Source organism: Kineococcus sp. TRM81007, from assembly GCF_022669155.1.
Lineage (GTDB): Bacteria > Actinomycetota > Actinomycetes > Actinomycetales > Kineococcaceae > Kineococcus.
In genome coordinates this window covers 47,517-64,120 of record NZ_JALBVB010000041.1, presented here as the reverse complement: position 1 = coordinate 64,120, position 16,604 = coordinate 47,517, and the positions used below count along the sequence as shown (strand labels likewise).

The following is a 16,604-nucleotide window of genomic DNA, read 5'->3' as shown; positions in this document are numbered from 1 at the left end:
GGCGCGGCGGGTGGACCGGGTGGCCTCAGTCGCCGGTGGCGAAGGTGACGGTGGCGAAGCTGTGAGCCGGCAGGGTCGCCGTGAGGACACCGTCGCGCAGGTGCACCTCGTCGAGGTCGCGCACGGCCACCGGGGTGGACGCGGCGGTGTTGTGGTCGCTGACGCGGTCCGCGGTCAGCACCCGGGCGTGTGGTGCGCTGACGGCGCCGCCGCGCACGTGCAGCGACACCTCCAGGGGCGCCTCGGCGTCGAGGTTGCTCAGCGAGACGAGCACCTGCCCGTCCTTGGTGCTGGCGGAGGCGGAGAAGGTCGTCAGCTCCTCCTCGCCCACGCGGCGGCTCGGGGCCGCCCCGCGCACGGTCAGCGGCAGGGAGGTCGCGTCCTGGTGCCCCTTGTTCATCGCGAACACGTGGTAGGTGGGGGTCAGGACCAGCGTGTCGCCGTCGGTGAGCAGCACGGCCTGCAGCACGTTGACGGTCTGGGCGATGTTGGCCATCACGAGACGGTCGGCGTGTCGGTGGAAGGCGTCGAAGTGGACGGCGGCGACGAGCGCGTCGCGCACCGTGTTCTGCTGGAACAGGAACCCGGGGTTGGTGCCGGGCTCCACGTCGAACCACGTGCCCCACTCGTCGAGGACGAGACCGACCCGCTTGTCGGGGTCGTAGGCGTCCATGACGTTCGCGTGCCCGGCGATGATGCGCTCGACGCCGCGGGCCTTCAGCATCGTGCGGTAGTACTCGCCGACGTCGAAGGCGGTCGCCGAGCCCTTCTCGTCCCACGTCGGTCCGGTGATCGTGTAGTGGTGGAACGAGATCGCCTGGTAGGTGTTCGTGCCGTGCCCGCTGACCGGGCCCGCGCCCAGGTAGCGGCCGAGGTTCTGCATGAGCACCTCGGTCCAGCGGTAGTCGGCGTCCGCGGCGCCGGCGGCGATGCGGTACAGGTGGTTGTCGCCGTGGTCGAGGCTGTAGGTGCCGAACTGGCGGGCCAGTTCCGCGTAGGCTGCGGCACCCATCCCCCCGCCGCAGCCCCACGGTTCGTTGCCGAGCCCCCAGAAGGGCACGGACCAGGGTTCGTCGCGCCCGTTGGCCCGCCGCAGGCGCGCCATGGGTGAGTCGTCGGCCCGGGTGAGGTACTCGATCCACTCCGCGGCCTCGCGCACCGTGCCGCTGCCCACGTTGGCCGAGACGTACGGGGCGGCGCCCAGCAGTTCGCACAGGGCCATGAACTCGTGGGTGCCGAAGGAGTTGTCCTCCACGACGTCGCCCCAGTGCGAGTTCACCATCGTCGGGCGCTGCTCGCGCGGGCCGACGCCGTCACGCCAGTGGTAGGTGTCGGCGAAGCACCCCCCCGGCCAGCGCAGGTTCGGGATGTCCAGCGCGCGCAGCGCCTCCACGACGTCGAGGCGGATGCCGGCCTCGTTCGGGACCGCGGAGTCCTCCCCCACCCAGAACCCGCCGTAGACGCACCGGCCGAGGTGCTCGGCGAAGTGGCCGTACAGGTGGCGGTTGATGCGCGGGCCGGGCAGGTCCACGTCCAGCACCGCCTGGACCCGCTGGGCGGGAGCGGCGGCGGCGGTCAGCACGCTCGCGGCGGCCGCAGCGGGGGGCGCGGGGGTCGGCGCTGCGGCGGCTCGTTCGTCGTCGATGAGCACGGGGTCCTCACGGGGTCGGTGGGCCGGTCGGTGCGGCAGCTCCGACGTCGGGGGTGGGGCCTTCGACGTCGTCGCGCCGGTACTGGTGGACCTCCTTCGTCGGAGACCCGGTCGAGTCGGCGTGTATCGATATAGTGAGGACGGCGCCGGGCGCTGTCAAGCATGTCGCCCCACGTGCACCGCCTGTAGATTCTGGAGCGCGGGCCCCCCGCGGACGGTCGCGGCGGCCGAGGGCACGAGAAGAGGTGTGACGTGGTCACCATGCGCGACGTCGCGACGGAGGCGGGCGTCTCCCCCATGACCGTCTCCAACGCGCTGACCGGCAGGCGCCCCGTCAGCGCGCGCACGCGGCAACTGGTGATGGAGACCGTCGAGCGCCTCGGCTACCAGGTCAACGTCGCCGCCCGCAGCCTGCGGCAGGGCCGCACCGGTGTCGTGGGCATCGCGGTCCCCACCCTGGACAGCCACTACTACAGCCAGCTCAGCCACCGGCTCGTGCGCGCGTTCTCCCAGGCCGGGCTGGCCACGGTGGTGGAAGAGACGCACGCCAGCAGGGAGGGCGAACTGGCCGCCTTCCGCGACTCGCGCCTGAACGCCTACGACGGTCTCGTCATCGCGGCCCTCGGCCTGACCGAGCGCGAGATCAACGCCCTCAGCCGCGAGGTGCCGGTCGTCGTGCTCGGTGAGCAGGAACTGCACCAGACCGTCGACCACGTGAGCATGCCCAACGTCGAGGGGGCGGAGGCCGCCACCCGCCTGCTGGTGGAGCGCGGGTGCCGCCGGCTCGCCGTCGTGGGTTCTCCCCCGCTGGACGACCTGGAAGGGACCACGATCCCCGAGGGCCCCGCCTTCACGCTGCGCGCCCACGGTTTCCGCCACGTCGTCCGGGACAGCGGGGTGGAAGCCACCGCGGTCCACAGCGGTGTCACCCAGGCCGCCGGCGCGCACTGCGCCCGCCTGCTGCTGCAGCAACCGGAAACCCCCGACGGGATCTTCTGCGTCACCGACACCCTCGCCTTCGGGGTCGTGCGCGGCCTGGCCGACCACGGCGTCCGTGTGCCCGACGACGTCCTCGTCGTCGGTTTCGACGACGTCGAGGACGCGCGGTACCACATCCCCTCGCTGTCCTCCATCGCCCCGGACCACGCGCAGCTCGTCGACCAAGCGGTGCAGCTGCTGAACCGGCGCATCGCCGACCCGTCTGCGGAACCCCGGGACGTGACCGTCGGGTTCCAGCTGGTCGAACGGGAGTCCACCACCCGTCCCGCGGAACGCGTCCACGAGTAGGTGGCCGGCGGGCGACGGGTCGGCCGAAGCGCTGCGCCTGTCTCTGTCCTCCCCGTCAGGCGTCGTCCCCCGTGGTCCAGCGCCACATCCTCTCCACCTCGCGCGCGGCGTCGGCGGCCGCGACGCGGACGCGGCCCTGGTGAGCCAGGGCCGTCCGCCAGGCACCCTCGTCCGGCGGCGGGGTGAAGGTAGGTGCAGAGCGTCCGAGCGGCCCGTGACGCGTGAACAACGTCGCCGCCTCGGAGTCGAAGCAGCCGCTCAGCCCCAGTGCCCACAGGTCGTACAGGTCGCGCGGGGAACGTCGGTCGTGCCAGGCGCTCAACTTGCCGGCCACGAAAGCCGGGGTGCTCAGCGTGGCCAGGGACGCGGGCGGGGCATCGGAGTAGCGCTGGTGCAGCGTCCGCACCTGCCGGGGCCAAGGCGGGTAGGAGGCACCGGGCAGCAGTTGGATGCGCACCCGGACGTCGCCGAAGACCGCCACGGCCGCCTCGGTGTCGGCGACCTCGCCGAGGCTGGGACCGGCCCAGGTCAGGGCGCCGTGCGTGCGCCGCAGGCGGCGCCGCAGGACCTGCTCGATGGCCGCGGCCATCTCCCGGCGCGGGGCGTAGGTGAGCAGGTCGATGTCCTCGCTCAGGCGCAACGTGGGCAGCACGGTGCGCGCCAACGCGGTGCCGCCGAAGAACACCAGGTCGCCGTCGCGCCTGGCCGCACCGTCCACGGTGGCCAAGGCGGCGAGAACGTGGCTGATGGCGTGGTCGCGCAGCACCTGCTCGGGCGCAGCGCCGAACCGCTCGGCCACGTCGATGAGCTCCTGCGGCTGCAGCGCGCGCGGGCGCGGCGCGAGCGTTCGGCGCAGGCTCTCCGCACGCTCGGCCTGGACGGTCTCCCCGCGCAGCAGCGCGGCGCTCAGGCGCGCCACCGCGGCGTCCTGACCGACCAGGTGCGCTTCCTCCTGCTCACGGCGCAGGTGCTCACGGCCCGCGGGAGTGCTGGCGTAGGCGCTGGCCACGTCGAACCAGGTGGCGTCCATCCAGCCCGGCTGCTCCCACGTCACGTCCGTCCACCAGGCACCCTCGGGCACCGCCTGCTCGTAGCGCAGCCGCAGGTCGGCGACCTCCTCGTCGGCGGCGGTCACTCGCGCCTGCCGATCCTCACCACGCCGCCACCGGGGACGTCCTGGGCGTCCGTGTGCGCGGCGACGCGTGGCTCCGGGCCGGGGTGAGCGCCCTGGCGCACCCGCCGGGCGCGGCGCAGCGCCGAACGTCCGCGTTGGTCCTCGGCGAGGTGCTCGAGCAGCTCCTCGTCGCAGCGCGGCCACAACCCGCGCACGGCCTCCCACACCTCGCCGGGCAGGTCCAGCAGGTCCGGGCGGCGGGCCAGGTCCAGCAGCGTCTGCTCCGGCCCGGTGACCAGGACGGGGCCGAGGTCGGTGGTCATCGACTGCGCATCCAGGGCGTCGGTGTCGCGCTTGACGAACAGCACCTGCGCCTCCTCGCGATCTTCCAGGGCAACGGCGGGGTGTTGCTGTGGTACGGCGACGACGGCGCGGGCCAGTGCACGCGGAGTCGCCCCGTGCAGGCGGGCGGCGGACAGGTGCATCAGGACCGGTACGCGCTCGCCGTACAGGGCGGTGGCCACCCCGGCTGCCAGCGCCTCCAGGCTGGGCCGCCACGAGGCGGCAGCGCCCTCCGGGACGGCGTAGTGCAGCCCACGGGCGGCTCTGCGCACCCGGCCCTGCTTGCGCAGGCGGTGCAGCTGCACGGCAGGCTGGGTGTAGCGGTGCGCGAGGGCCTGGGTCTTGAAGGTCCGCAAGGGCGCGCGGGTGATCTCCTCCGGCAGGGCCGCCATCGACTCCTCCTCACACCAGGTGGCGTGCGTACGGAGGAGGTTAGCACTTTCGATAAGAAAGCCAATACTTTCTGCGATCCGCTCGATGCTCGACCCTTGTCGTCCGGGCACAGTCCGTGCCTGCAGAACACAGCGACGGCGGGGTGCACGGCTCTGCTGTCCACGCCCTCCTGCGGGTGGGTACGACGCCAACGAGGCGTAGCGCCGCAGGACGAGACCTCGCCGGTCGTCCTCGGAGAACGCTGATCCGCGGTGGTGGGGAGCCGACACTCGGACTCGAACCGAGAACCGCCCGATTACAAGGGAACACGCTCACCGTCCGCCCCGTGCCGCACCGTCGCGGCACGGGGCGTGACCTGCGGTTTCACCGTTCGCCTGGTGCCGTCCCGGCCGTCGTGGCCGGGCGGTCCCGGCGCATCCGTTAGCGCGGTGTGAGCGCAAGGTCCCCTCCTGCCGGAGTCCCCCGCCCGCACCGCGGCTGCCCTCGTGATGCCCGCGGAGATCCCCTTGAGCAACCGCCCACCGACCCCCGACGCGCCGCGTCCCGCCCCCGACGACACCTCCCTCGTCATCGAGGAACCCCGCTTCGCCCTGGTCCCGGAGTGGGTCATCGACGCGAAGATCCCCGACTCCTCGTTCCGCCTGTACTCCCTACTGCTGCGCTACGGCGGCTCCTCCGGCACCCGGATGCCCTCGCGCGCGACGCTGGCGCGGCGGATGAACCGCTCCGTCGACGCCGTCGACCGCGCGATGCGGGCCCTCGTCGACGCCGGCATCGTCCGCGTCGAGCACCGCCGCAACGGCCAGCAGAACCTCACCAACCGCTACCACGTGCGCACCTCCCCGCCGGCGCTGGACGGCGCCGCGGAGGGTGGCCGCGGATCCGCGGCCACCCGGACCGAGACCGCGTCGCAGACCCCGGGTGGCCGCACGGATGCGGCCACCGTCGACGAGGAGATCGGTGGCCGCACTCCTGCGGCTACCGGTGGCCGCGCGACTGCGGCCACCCCTGGCCGCGCTCCTGCGGGGAGGGTGGCCGCAGATGTGCGGCACGACCCAGAGTTCTCTACCCAGAGCACCTCTCCTCCCCCTGCCCCCGCTGCGCCGTCGGCGCGGGCGGGCCGGCGGGAGGTGGAGGAGGGAGCTGCTGCACTGCTGTCCGACTGCGGCATCACGGACCTGAGCGACCTCACGGGGCGGTGTCAGAACGCCCGTCGGGCGCTGGGCAAGCCCACGAACCGCTGGGCCGAGCACTGCCTCGCCGCGGCCCTGCACCTGGCGGTGCGTGGTCGCGGCTGGCCGGCGGAAGCAGCCGTACCGGCGCTGCTGGCCGTCGCGGCCGACCCGCAGACGCAGTCGCCGATGCGCCTGGCCGAGGCCGGGCCGTGGTGGGACGTCGACCCGCGCGCCGCCGCGGCGGCTGCCGATCCGCAGGCTGCCGCCGAGCTGGCCGGGCTGGAGGAGCGCCTGGCCGAGCTCGGCGGACGACGCCCCGCGATCCAGGCCAGCGCCCGCCGGGAGCTGGCCGCCGAGGGGATGCCGGTGACCCGCTCCACCGTCGTGCGCCGGGCCTGCCAGATCCTCGACCGGCAGGGGCCCACCCGGTGAGCGAGGAGACCCACACCACTCCCACTGGCGACGGCCCGAGCGGTGCGCCGCGGCGGCGCCGCTCCCCCGGCCGTGACCGCGTGCACGCCTACCCGGGCCGCTCCCGGCAGGTGCAGCTGCGCTACACCGAGGGCGAGTACGCCGACCTGGCCGCCGCCGCCCGCCTGGCCGGCCTCACCGTGACCGGCTACGTCGCCGAGGCCGCCCTGGCGGCTTCCCGCGCCGCCGACCCACCCTCGACCGCTCCCCTTCGGGCGGCGCTGGTGGAGGTGATGAACGCCCGCACCCAGGTCCGCCGGTTCGCCACCAACGTCAACCAGGCCGTCGCCCAGCTCAACGGGCTCGGCGAGCCGCCGGTGTGGCTGGCCGACGCGGTCGCCCTCACCAGCCGTGCGGTGCAGCGCCTCGACGAGAGCGCGCAGCAGCTCGCCGCCGCCACCCGCTCCGCGCAGCGCCCGGCACGCCGGCGCACCACCCCCGATCAGCCCCGTCCGCAGGAAGGACCGACCTCGTGAGCACCGCGAACGCCGACGACTGGCTCACCCACCGCGCCTCGGCGTCCCGTTCCCCGGCCGCGTCGTTCGACGTGCTCGCCGAACGCGCCGCCGGCGTCGGGGTGGCGGTGCTCATCGTCACCGGGTTCGTCTCCAGCTACACGACCCTGCGCGACCTGGCCGTCGAGGTCGGGCAGTTCCCGGGCTGGCTGGCGCCGGTCGTCCCGCTGTCCTTCGACGTGGGGATCGTCGTGCTCAGCTTGAAGGTGCTGCTGGCCGCCCGCGCCGGGCGCACCGCGCCGGTGCTGCGCGCCCTCGTCCTGATCCTGTCGATCGCCACCGTGCTCGCCAACGGCGCCTCCTCCCCCCACCTCGTCGGCCGGCTCCTGCACGCGGTGCCCTCGGCGATGTTCGTCGTGTGCTTCGAGACCGTCGTCACCGCCGCCCGCCGCCAGGCCCTGCGTGAGCGCGGCAGTGACGCCACCGACGCGCGCTTCCGCCCCGTGCGGTGGGCTCTGGCGCCCCGGCAGACGTGGACGACCTGGCGCACCAGCGTCCTCACCGACCCCGCGGAGCCTGCACCCGCCGTTGCGCGCCCCGAGCCCACGCCGCTACCCGCCGCAGAGGCAGCGCTGCCGCGCCCGCTCCCTCAGCCGACAGCACCGGAACACCCTTCCCGCCCGCGACCCAGCACATCCGGGAAGGCGGACCGCCTCTCCGTCGCCGCGGCGATCGTCCGCGACCAGCCGGACGTCACCGCGGCCGCCCTGGCGCAGGCACTGGACGCTGCCGGTTTCCCCGTCTCGGTGCGTACCGCCCAGCGCATCCGGCAGGAGGCCCGCGAGCAGCTCGCCGTGCCCGACGAGGCAGCCACGCCGTGATTGGCAAGGTCACCAAGGGCAACGGCGTCCGCAAGCTGCTGTGGTACCTGTACGGCCCCGGCCGCACCAACGAGCACACCGACCCGCATCTCGTCGCCGCCTGGAGCGATGACCTGCAGGCGCTGGAACCCGCTTTCCGTGGCGGCCGGCACGACGTCCGCCCGCTCGCCGACCTGCTCGACCAGCCGCTGGCCGCCCTCGTGCGCCAGCCGTCGACGAGCGTGTGGCACTGCTCCCTACGTCTGGCTCCAGAGGATCGCCAGCTGAGCAACGCCGAGTGGGACCACGTCGCCCGCACCGTCCTCGACCGCGTCGGCCTCGCCCCGCGCGACGACGCCGACGGGTGCCGGTGGGTCGCCGTCCGCCACGCCGAGGACCACATCCACCTCGCCGTCACCCTCGCCCGCCAAGACGGCCAGCCCGCGCGCACCCGCAACGACTTCTACGCCGTCGGTGCCGCCTGCCGAGACCTCGAAGTCCACTACGACCTGCGGCGCACCGCACCCCGCGACCGCACCGGCCCCCGCCTTCCCACCCGCGCCGAGACCGAGAAGCACCAGCGCGCGGGCCGGCGCGAGACCAGTCGCGACTTCCTGCGCCGCGAGGTCCGCCTCGCCGCGGTCGCCGCCGACGGTCCCGCGGACTTCTTCGACCGACTGCGCCGCGTCGGTCTGCTCGTCCGCCCCCGCTACAGCACCCAGGACCCCGGCCAGGTGACGGGCTACTCCGTCGCCCGCCCGGGCGACCACAACAGTTCGGGCGCGCCGGTGTGGTTCGGCGGGTCCAAGCTCGCCGCCGACCTCAGCCTGAGCCGCCTTGAGCAGCGGTGGACGAAGCCGCCCGGCGTGAGGAGAACCGCCAAGGGAATCACCACTGACTTCAGCAACGAGGACTTCGAGCGGCACGTCGTGGCGCTTCGCTCCACGATCCGCCGACTGCGCGCCGGTCACTACGCGCCGAACGACATCCAACACATCCGCCGCTCGGCGATCACCCTGGCACTCGTCCTTGCCCGCTCTCTCGAAGGAATCCGGGGAGGGCCCTTGACGCAGCGAGCCGATCACCTTGATCGCGTGTCACGCGCTTCGCGCAGACCCAAGGCCGCGAGACACGATCATGTGATAGTTGCAGCGCGTGCCCTCATCAGAAACCCGATCAGCCGAGCGAACGACCTCACCTCGATTGTCGTCGAGGTACTCGACACCGTCGAGCACCTGGTCGATACCCGAAAGAAATTCGACGGGAATAATCAGCGCCATCTTACATCTTCACTCCAGGACAAAAATGCCACACGCGCTCGCCGCAACTCATTCCTTGGCGAAAAGGGTCACAAGATTAGCAGCATAGGCAAGTAGCAGAGTGAGGAACTGTCAATAGCGGCTGATCGCGCCGCTACTGACAACGCCTCAGTGGGCCATCAGCTTGGTTCGAAGCAACCGACGTCGCCATCGGAAGGTTGGCGCTCCATCCTTGGCCATGGCCGCAGCCTCGAGCCACCGCGACTACTCCGCAGGCCGTAATGAAAAGAGCCTCAGGCATGCCTACGAGGCCGTATCAGATACGGTGGATCGCAGCTGGCTCAACGTCTCGATCACTTGGTCGAGCGCTTCCATCAAGGCTTCTTTCCTGGCGGCAGTGTTCTCCTGGTCCAGTTGCTCGTTCGCTGATTCATCGACCAATGCCTCGTCGGTGGCCGCCTCGTCGGCTGGCGCTATTCCAGCTGTGTAGGTGTCGAGAGCCAGCGGCTGTTCTCGTGTCCCCAGATGACTGCGGCGGACCATCGATCTCAGCTTGCGTAGGGCTAGCCTTCGCTGGACCTCCTCGAGCTCTACCGCGGCCGGCACCCAGCGTGCCTCCGCGTTCTCCGCGGTGGCGGCCGCTTCAGCAATCAAGCAGGCGATGACAGCGCTGATTTCTTCGTCGAGGTGGACGGCGATCTCTAAGAGCGGCGTCATCCTGAGGTCAGCCTCACTCGGCGCATCGTCACCGAAGTAACGTCTCAAAGGGCTTCGGGCCGTGGGATCTTCAAGATGGTCCAAAGCAGTGAGGATTCGATCAAAGTTCTCCATCGGGTAAGGTCGGCGCATCGCTGCACGGTGGGACCATAGTAAGCGGATCTCCTGAGCTGCTCGGGATTTCGCTGCTAGAGCTTCGTGCTCGCCGCTCGCTTCATCCGCAGTGACGATCAGTTCAGCGACGTAGTGCGCCATCCAGCGCCCCAGGACGTCCCAATCCTCCATGGCAGCGGCCAGTTGCTTGCCGAGTTCAAGGATCTTGTCAGTCGACGAACTCAACGTCGGTCCCGTCTGCTCGAAGGAGGAAGAACTTGATGTGGGGTTGGCGAGCTTGCGTGGCATCGTCCTCGTCCGCGGGTCGGTACCTGCTGTCGATGCTTCTGCTGATCCTGATCGAGACGATGAGAGCGCGCTGCTCGCTGGTCAGCAGTTGCGCTAGCGCTGAACCGCGGATCTGGATCCGGTGTCCGGAGGAACCCCGCTCGGACCCGGTGCTCCACACTGATGTCGTGACCTGATGTCCTCGTGCGTTCCCCCATTCGCGCAGGTCGCGATCCGCGGTGAGCTCCAGCGCTGCGACGACCGTGCCGGACGGCCGCGTGGGGGGCCAGTTGATGCCGGCCGCGTTCGGGTCATGGGTGTCGATGCCTGCACCCGGGTGGCTGTCTTCGACGGCGTCCAAGACGCAGTAGTGCTTAGCAAGATCAGTAGGGATGTCATCGTGGTCGGATTCGCTCGGCAAGTGGATGGCGTGCAGGTCGGGTGCGGTGCGAAGGGCGGCCACGAGAGCGCGAGCAACACCCTGCTCGACGAGTGCGCTGCGTACCGTCACCGTTTCGTAGCGGTCCCAGAAGGTCGCGGTCCAGTTCCCGTCGAGGGTCACCCACCCGTCGCTGGGCGCGAGAATTGGGGTGAACCGAGACGCAGGGACGTCGCAGAGCCACTCACTCCTGCTCAGCTCGGAAGAACCGGCCTGCGAGGAGGGGTCGGTGCGCGCGAGATGGGCCGGCACGGGGTCGCGGCGGTCGAAGACCCACCGTCCGTCGTGGCGAGTGGGGACGTGGTCGTCGAGCCACTGCGCGAAGTCGTCCCGGTCGTCCTTCGACGACCGATAGACCGGGTAGTGGCGTGCGAGGTGTCCGGCGACTTGGTAGAGGGCGTGAAGGGCGAGGTAGAAGTCGAGATCTTCCTCTTCGGGCCAGCTGAACTTGTGCACATACGTGCCGCCGTCGCCGTACAACTTCAGCCCATGGCGGTGGTCGTCGTCAATGCCACCCCTGAACGGCGATCTCCACCTGTCGACGATTACCTCGTCGACCAGCTGCAGGACGCGCTGGCCGGTGACGCCGAAGGCACGACCCAGCTGACCACACCAGTGATCTTGGAAGTCCATGAAGAACGAGAAGCGCGTGTCAGCCTCCGACCTCCCTGACAGTTGTGGTTTCTCACCGGCTAACGACGGGTCCGCGGCGGTGCTAGGTCCGTCCAGCCGCACCGACGTCGCCATGGGTCGCGATCCATACTGCTCTTCGACGATCACAGCAGGACGATTGATCGTAATCAGGTGCTGGAGCTCTTCCGGTGTCAGGGCGATGTCACCGACCTCGTGCAAGCGCCTTAGCACGTCGCGAGCGCTGTGCTGCAACACAGCGTTCGGAGGATCAGTGAAAATGATGCGGTGCAGCAAGGGAACCAGCGGTGTCACCTTGATCAGACTGGCGAGGGACCGGTGATCATCACAGGCGCGCGCCAGGGCCATTACGGTCCACATCAGCGCGTGCTTGTCGTAGAAGACGAGACCTGACCCGACGAACGCAGTCACGTCCACGTCACCGATGGCGCAACGCACCAGCGACTCCACCAGGTCCGTACAGCCAAGGGCCACCCAGAGCCGGATGGTGTGCGCAGCGTTCCAGCGCGTGGTCTTCGCGGGGTCGCCAGCGGCGCACCACACGAACGCTGCGATGCACACGGCCAGGTCTTCAGGAGGAACAGGTAGGTGCTCGAAGGATCCGTCGCACGCGTCAGCGGCTGCGACCTGCGAAAAGCTCTCGAGCGCATCGGTCAGAACCGCAGCGTTGTCTGACGGGTGTGCCCGGCTAGTCAACCGGGCGACGAGCTCGTAGCACTCGCGCGAGGTGAGCAGCTCGGGCACGGAGCCGAGCTGGCGGAGCGCCTCCGCACCCACCGAGGCAGGCGTACGGCCACACAGCGACTCGACAGCCTGAAGATCGATCGGGTCGTACCCGCTCGCGGTCATCTTCTTGGCGAATCGCTCGACAAGCCGGTCGATCAGCTGTGCAACTGCTCCACGCGCTGCTTGCGGCAGTCGGCCAGGTCGCGCGGCGAGCCGCTCGATGACCCCGTTGTAGTCATGGGGCTGCATCAGGGATGAGTCCGCGGCTGCCTCAAGCACCGTCCTCAACCTGTTTAGCGGACATCTCGCGGCGTGGTCCAACAGCAGCTCCTTACGAAGCCACTCGCGCCTACCATCACCGGCCACGCGTACTGCAGCGTCCCAACTGGCGGGTGTGGTCAGGTCGAAGTCGGCGAACAGCTCAGCAGTCAGAAGCTCCTCGGGATCCGATCTAAAAGCATCCGCGGTGATGTGAGATGAGTCGGCGGTTCCGCCGAGTGCAGTGGAGCTCATCGCTGATCCACTGGACTTGAGGGGCCGGAACCACTCATCGATCACAGCCTCAGCATCCGCGCGTGCTGCACTCCCAGGCGGGCCAAGTCTGTTGAGGTGGGCGTGGCTGACTTCAGCTCCCATCGGGAGCATGCCCAGGGCCCACCGCGGGTCAGCGCTGGTGGGAGCAGCGTCACTGCTGGTCAAAGCGCGCGCGAGCTGGCCAAGGGATGCCACCCGGCGGTCGCGCCAGCGTGCGGCTATCGCGACACCGGCGGCAGCGCTAAACCCCTGAATCTGGGGGAGCACGTCGATCGCGACGGTGGAGTCCCCACCCAGGTAGGACTGCAGGCTTTCAGCGACTTGCGCCAGGCGGTAAGCCTGTGCCGGCTGCTCCTGGGAACCGCACGCGTGCTCGGCGATGCGCCCCAGAGCCCTCCAGCGGTCGTGCACGTCCTCCCCGAGGCGGGAGGTGATCTCCAGCGCCCTGTCGAAGTCGGCACGCGACTCCTCCGGATCGAACGCGTAGGTGGCTCGCGCGAGGGACACCAGCGCTTCATAGCGTTCTTCGGCCGGTGAGTCATCTCTCTGCAACGCGTCGCGCAGCAGAGCAGCCAGCTCCACGTTCAGCTCGTGCAAGTCCTCGCAGCGTGAGCTGATGCGCACCACGTCAATGACCGTGGCCCAGGTGAGGTGCCGGAAGTTTTCAGTCGCCCAACGATTGAAGAAGTCATTGCGCTCGACGCGTACTGGCAGCTGGGACAGGAGACGGACAGCGAGGCGGGCGATGCTGTTGATCAGCAGACGCGGAGTCTCGTAGTCACCGTAGGTCTTGAAATCAGCCCCGGCGAGAGCGTCGAACTGGCTTGAAAGTGCAGCTGCGTCGGGTGCCTCTCTGGTGACCGCTTCCACGTACAGCCTCATCCACCGAGTGAGAGGAAGGACGTTGGAGGTGAAGTCCGCCAGTTGGCGGGTGCGGGGTGCTCCGCTCGCCTTCCAATCCTTGCGCACGCCTGGCGGGGCGATGGATGAGACATCGAGCTCTTCATCGCGCAGCACCGAGTCGAGGGTGAAGGCGAACAACAGGCCTCGTGTTCCTGCACCGTGGTCGAACCAGCTACCGGCATCGTGGCCCAAAGTCGCGGGCAAATACCGCATTATGATTCTACGGGCTTGCGTCATGTCCACCACACCGTGGCGCGTACCTAAACTCAAAACCCATGCGATGGGGAGTGCGCCCATGCCAGCGCGGTGGCCAGCACCGAGTCCGGTGAGCTCCTCGGCGCCGAGGTTGATCGGAGCGCGGTGCTTCTTGAGCATCCGGATCGTGCGCCGAACCGCTGCGGGTCCCAGCAGGACGCCTGCTTCGAGCGCGACACTGACCACCGCGAGCTGCAGGCGCTCGACCTTGCCTGCGGCGACGGCGAGCTCCTCGAGCTCTCCGACCTTGTTGCGATCGACGAGGCGGCCCGCAACTCGCCGTCCCACTTGATACGCCACCCACGAGGGGGACCAGGCGCCCAGGAAGTCCACACACGCAGCTGCACCGGAGACGGTTAGGATTCCGTAGGCGAGCTCGGCGATGTCGTCGTCGGAGACTTTATGATCTTCGCCCCTGGCGACGGCCTGCCGGATCCACTGCCGCATCCAGTCCTGAGCGCTGCGCAAACGGTTCCTGGCCAGGTGTACATCACCGGTGGCGGCCAGCAAGGCTCCTTCCATGTGCAAGTGCGAGCCCGGCCACTCGCCAGCCAGCGCTCGGCCTGCCAGGAGGGAGTCGATGGTCTCCCCGTCGAGGAACTCCCCAGCCAGGTCCGTGTTGCCCCTGATGAGCTTCACGCGACGCGTCTCCCCGGCGTGCAAGCCACCAGCGGTCCATGCAAGTCGGGCGGCATCAACCTCGCGGCCGTCGCGCAGCGCGGCCTTGAGGGCGAACTGAGCGCGCTGGTGAGCGATCTCGCGTTGCTCTAAGTCACTTGCGGCGGCCAGACCGTCGGATGACAAGGCTAGATCCACGAGCTCTCGGACCAGACCTGCCTCGTAGAGCAACTGAGGCAGTGTCGCCGACAGGTACGGGTGCACTTCGGCGAGCGGGCGGACGTCTCCGATCAAGGACAGCAGCGCGTCTCTGCTTGGACGAAATGTGGAACGGAACCACGTCTCGGTCGGCTCGTCTCGGAACTGAACGGTGTCCTGATCGAAGAATATGGATCGGTCGAACTCGGCGGCGAAGGAGCGGATGAACGTCGGCTCGACGCCGGCGATCGCGGCGAGTACGTCGACGGGAATGCGAGGACGCAGCGCTGCCATGGCTCGGCAGAGGCGGTCGATCTGGTCGGCCGCTCCACCGAACTCCTCTCGGATCTCATTCAGTCTGCGCGTCATCAGGTCCGCGAAGAGGTCGCTACCGTCGTGCTGCACTTCCCCCAGGGATTGCAAGACACTCTCGACGCTCGATGCGTTCTGCATCACCAGGGCCTGCACCCGCGGGTTGCCATGGGTGAGGCGATGGAATTCTGCGCCGTCGGCTTTACTTGCCGGACCGAAGCGGCTCGTCAGGTGAGCGGTACTGTGCTCCTCGTTGAAGCCGCGCAGAGGCACATCGATGCAGGCGGGCGGCGGGTTCAGCAGGCTCCGGCGCTCGGTCCGGCACAGGATGAGGAGGCGGGTGCATGAAGGGAGGTCTTCTCGGATGAGGTCAGAGACGAACGCTGCGGTACCGGCATCGCCAGCTGCCATCACCGCGTTGTCGGCAGCGTCGATGACCAGAAGGAGGATCGCTTCAGGCGAATTCTCGGCCACGGTACGTGCGGCGGTGGCGACTCGATCCAGAAAGATCCGCATGTAGGCGCGTGAGTTCGCGGTGTCCGACGGAAGAACCGGTCCGCACAGGCCTTTCGCGGCCAGCTCGTTGGAAAGTTGCAAAAAGGCTTGGCGGTGTTCGTGCCGCCTACTGCTCAGCCGGCGGTACGTCCCAGCGCCGAAGCAGTCGTAGACCAGTGTCACCGACCCTCGCGGTAGCGAGCCTCCGATGGTTGACGCAAGCACGCTCTTGCCCATGCCCCCGGTGGCGTGAGCCAGCACCGGCGCTGACGCGTCGACGAGAATCTGCGCCAACTCGGCGACCTGCGGCAGCTCGATCACTGGTGCAGGGGTGTCGATCAAGTTCGGCGCAGGAAGAAGATCATCTTCAGTTGCTTGAAGAGTGCTCAGGACGGTCGTGCGGGTGATGATGGGATCGAAGCCTGCGATGGACGATGCGCGGGTCGAAACCATTTCCCGCAAAAGCAGATCGTGCGCTGCAGCAGCTCCGGGTAGGAACGACGAAACCTGGGATCGAAGTTCCTGGCGCAGGCTTACGAGCCCGGGTTCACGGTCGCGGAGAATAAGCCGACTAACGAAGGAGCGCGACTGCTCGTCGGTCAGTGACGTTCCTAGTTGTTCTCGGATGTATTGAGCGGCGCGAGGGGCGAGTGCATCCCGTCCTGTTTGGATGTCTTCCAGCGCTGTCCTTACCTGGTCAGCGAGCGGAGGTACGGATACGAACTCGAACCACACCCGATCGGCGGCGCTTGGATACTCCTCCAGCACCGATCGATACTTCTTGGCAAATCCGATCAGGGTTTTTCGGAGGTATGAAGAGGTGCGTTCCTTGTCAGGGGCCTCGGTGGAGTGCTTCAGTTGTTTGTAGATGACTTTGGTTGCGCTGCCGAGGGCAAGGGACCCCCAGTACTCGGCGAGATCGACTACCTCATCGCCGCTCGTATCGGCCGTATCGTCAGTGGAAACGCCCTCGATGACGATGGCGGCTAGGTCGGTACCAGGCTGCAACAGTCGAAGGGCTTGCCGGGCAGCCCAGTGGTAGTGGAACTGATCTCCATCTCGACTATCCCTGAGAAGATCCGCCTGTGCCATCAATTTAGAGCAATCTCGCGAAGCGGGCGCATGCATTTTTCAGGAAGCAAGCCGAGCTTCGGCTTGCTGTCGTCCCATAGGACCGTCGACGCAATAGCGTTATCCTTGCGGACGGTGGTGGGCGCCGAAAAGAGATTCTTCATCGCCTGGATGCGCACATAGGTCTCGGCGCTCTCCATGTCGTCCTTACTCAAGGTGTGAGCGCCCGCGTAAGCGGTGGCCAAGACATGGAGCCTGGGGGCAAGCGGCGACATGTGCTGATTGTGTCAGCAGCAC

Annotated in this window: 11 protein-coding genes; 5 read left to right on the top strand and 6 right to left on the bottom strand. The window is 68.9% G+C overall.

Annotation, left to right across the window (positions count from 1 at the left end; translation table 11 throughout):
- Positions 1–25: 25 nt before the first annotated feature.
- Positions 26–1,582: an alpha-N-arabinofuranosidase gene (locus tag MN205_RS06420; protein ID WP_374115862.1), complete on the bottom strand. Its 1,557-nt coding sequence runs from the start codon at positions 1,580–1,582 to the stop codon at positions 26–28.
- A 330-nt stretch (positions 1,583–1,912) separates the two neighbouring features.
- On the opposite strand from MN205_RS06420, the gene MN205_RS06415 reads away from it, so the two are divergent.
- Entirely contained in the window at positions 1,913–2,938 is a 1,026-nt protein-coding gene (locus tag MN205_RS06415; RefSeq protein WP_242125581.1) for a LacI family DNA-binding transcriptional regulator, read from the top strand.
- Between the two features lie 55 nt (positions 2,939–2,993).
- Here the strand turns inward: MN205_RS06415 and MN205_RS06410 are convergent, their stop codons facing one another.
- Entirely contained in the window at positions 2,994–4,073 is a 1,080-nt protein-coding gene (locus MN205_RS06410) for a nucleotidyl transferase AbiEii/AbiGii toxin family protein (RefSeq protein ID WP_242125441.1), read from the bottom strand.
- Complete coding sequence (locus MN205_RS06405; protein WP_242125439.1) at positions 4,070–4,786, bottom strand: type IV toxin-antitoxin system AbiEi family antitoxin; 717 nt, start codon at positions 4,784–4,786, stop codon at positions 4,070–4,072. Before MN205_RS06405 ends, MN205_RS06410 begins: the two co-directional genes overlap by 4 nt.
- A gap of 507 nt (positions 4,787–5,293) precedes the next feature.
- Here MN205_RS06405 and MN205_RS06400 point away from each other — a divergent pair.
- The 4 genes from MN205_RS06400 to MN205_RS06385 are packed head-to-tail and all read left to right on the top strand — an operon-like array spanning position 5,294 to position 9,124.
- Positions 5,294–6,394, top strand: coding sequence for a helix-turn-helix domain-containing protein (locus tag MN205_RS06400; protein WP_242125436.1), 1,101 nt, complete (start codon positions 5,294–5,296; stop codon positions 6,392–6,394).
- Positions 6,391–6,909, top strand: a complete 519-nt coding sequence (locus tag MN205_RS06395) for a hypothetical protein (RefSeq protein WP_242125434.1) — start codon at positions 6,391–6,393, stop codon at positions 6,907–6,909. Before MN205_RS06400 ends, MN205_RS06395 begins: the two co-directional genes overlap by 4 nt.
- On the top strand, positions 6,906–7,769 hold the full coding sequence (locus MN205_RS06390) for a DUF2637 domain-containing protein (protein WP_242125432.1): 864 nt from the start codon (positions 6,906–6,908) through the stop codon (positions 7,767–7,769). Before MN205_RS06395 ends, MN205_RS06390 begins: the two co-directional genes overlap by 4 nt.
- Entirely contained in the window at positions 7,766–9,124 is a 1,359-nt protein-coding gene (locus MN205_RS06385; RefSeq protein WP_242125429.1) for a hypothetical protein, read from the top strand. Before MN205_RS06390 ends, MN205_RS06385 begins: the two co-directional genes overlap by 4 nt.
- Before the next feature lie 186 nt (positions 9,125–9,310).
- On the opposite strand, the gene MN205_RS06380 is transcribed toward MN205_RS06385, so the two are convergent.
- From MN205_RS06380 to MN205_RS06370, 3 genes are read right to left on the bottom strand one after another with little or no spacing between them, the layout of a single operon-like run.
- On the bottom strand, positions 9,311–10,126 hold the full coding sequence (locus tag MN205_RS06380) for a hypothetical protein (RefSeq protein WP_242125428.1): 816 nt from the start codon (positions 10,124–10,126) through the stop codon (positions 9,311–9,313).
- Complete coding sequence (locus MN205_RS06375) at positions 10,047–16,328, bottom strand: hypothetical protein (protein WP_242125425.1); 6,282 nt, start codon at positions 16,326–16,328, stop codon at positions 10,047–10,049. The genes MN205_RS06380 and MN205_RS06375 overlap by 80 nt, the downstream gene beginning before the upstream one ends.
- Positions 16,328–16,552, bottom strand: coding sequence for a hypothetical protein (locus MN205_RS06370; protein WP_242125422.1), 225 nt, complete (start codon positions 16,550–16,552; stop codon positions 16,328–16,330). The genes MN205_RS06375 and MN205_RS06370 overlap by 1 nt, the downstream gene beginning before the upstream one ends.
- Positions 16,553–16,604 lie beyond the last annotated feature (52 nt).

What these genes read in the sequence shown, in the direction of transcription:
- MN205_RS06380 (WP_242125428.1), bottom strand. Translation starts at nt 10,126, where the DNA reads ATGCCACGCAAGCTCGCCAACCCCACATCAAGTTCTTCCTCCTTCGAG.
- MN205_RS06405 (WP_242125439.1), bottom strand. Translation starts at nt 4,786, where the DNA reads ATGGCGGCCCTGCCGGAGGAGATCACCCGCGCGCCCTTGCGGACCTTC.
- MN205_RS06415 (WP_242125581.1), top strand. Translation starts at nt 1,913, where the DNA reads ATGCGCGACGTCGCGACGGAGGCGGGCGTCTCCCCCATGACCGTCTCC.
- MN205_RS06375 (WP_242125425.1), bottom strand. Translation starts at nt 16,328, where the DNA reads ATGGCACAGGCGGATCTTCTCAGGGATAGTCGAGATGGAGATCAGTTC.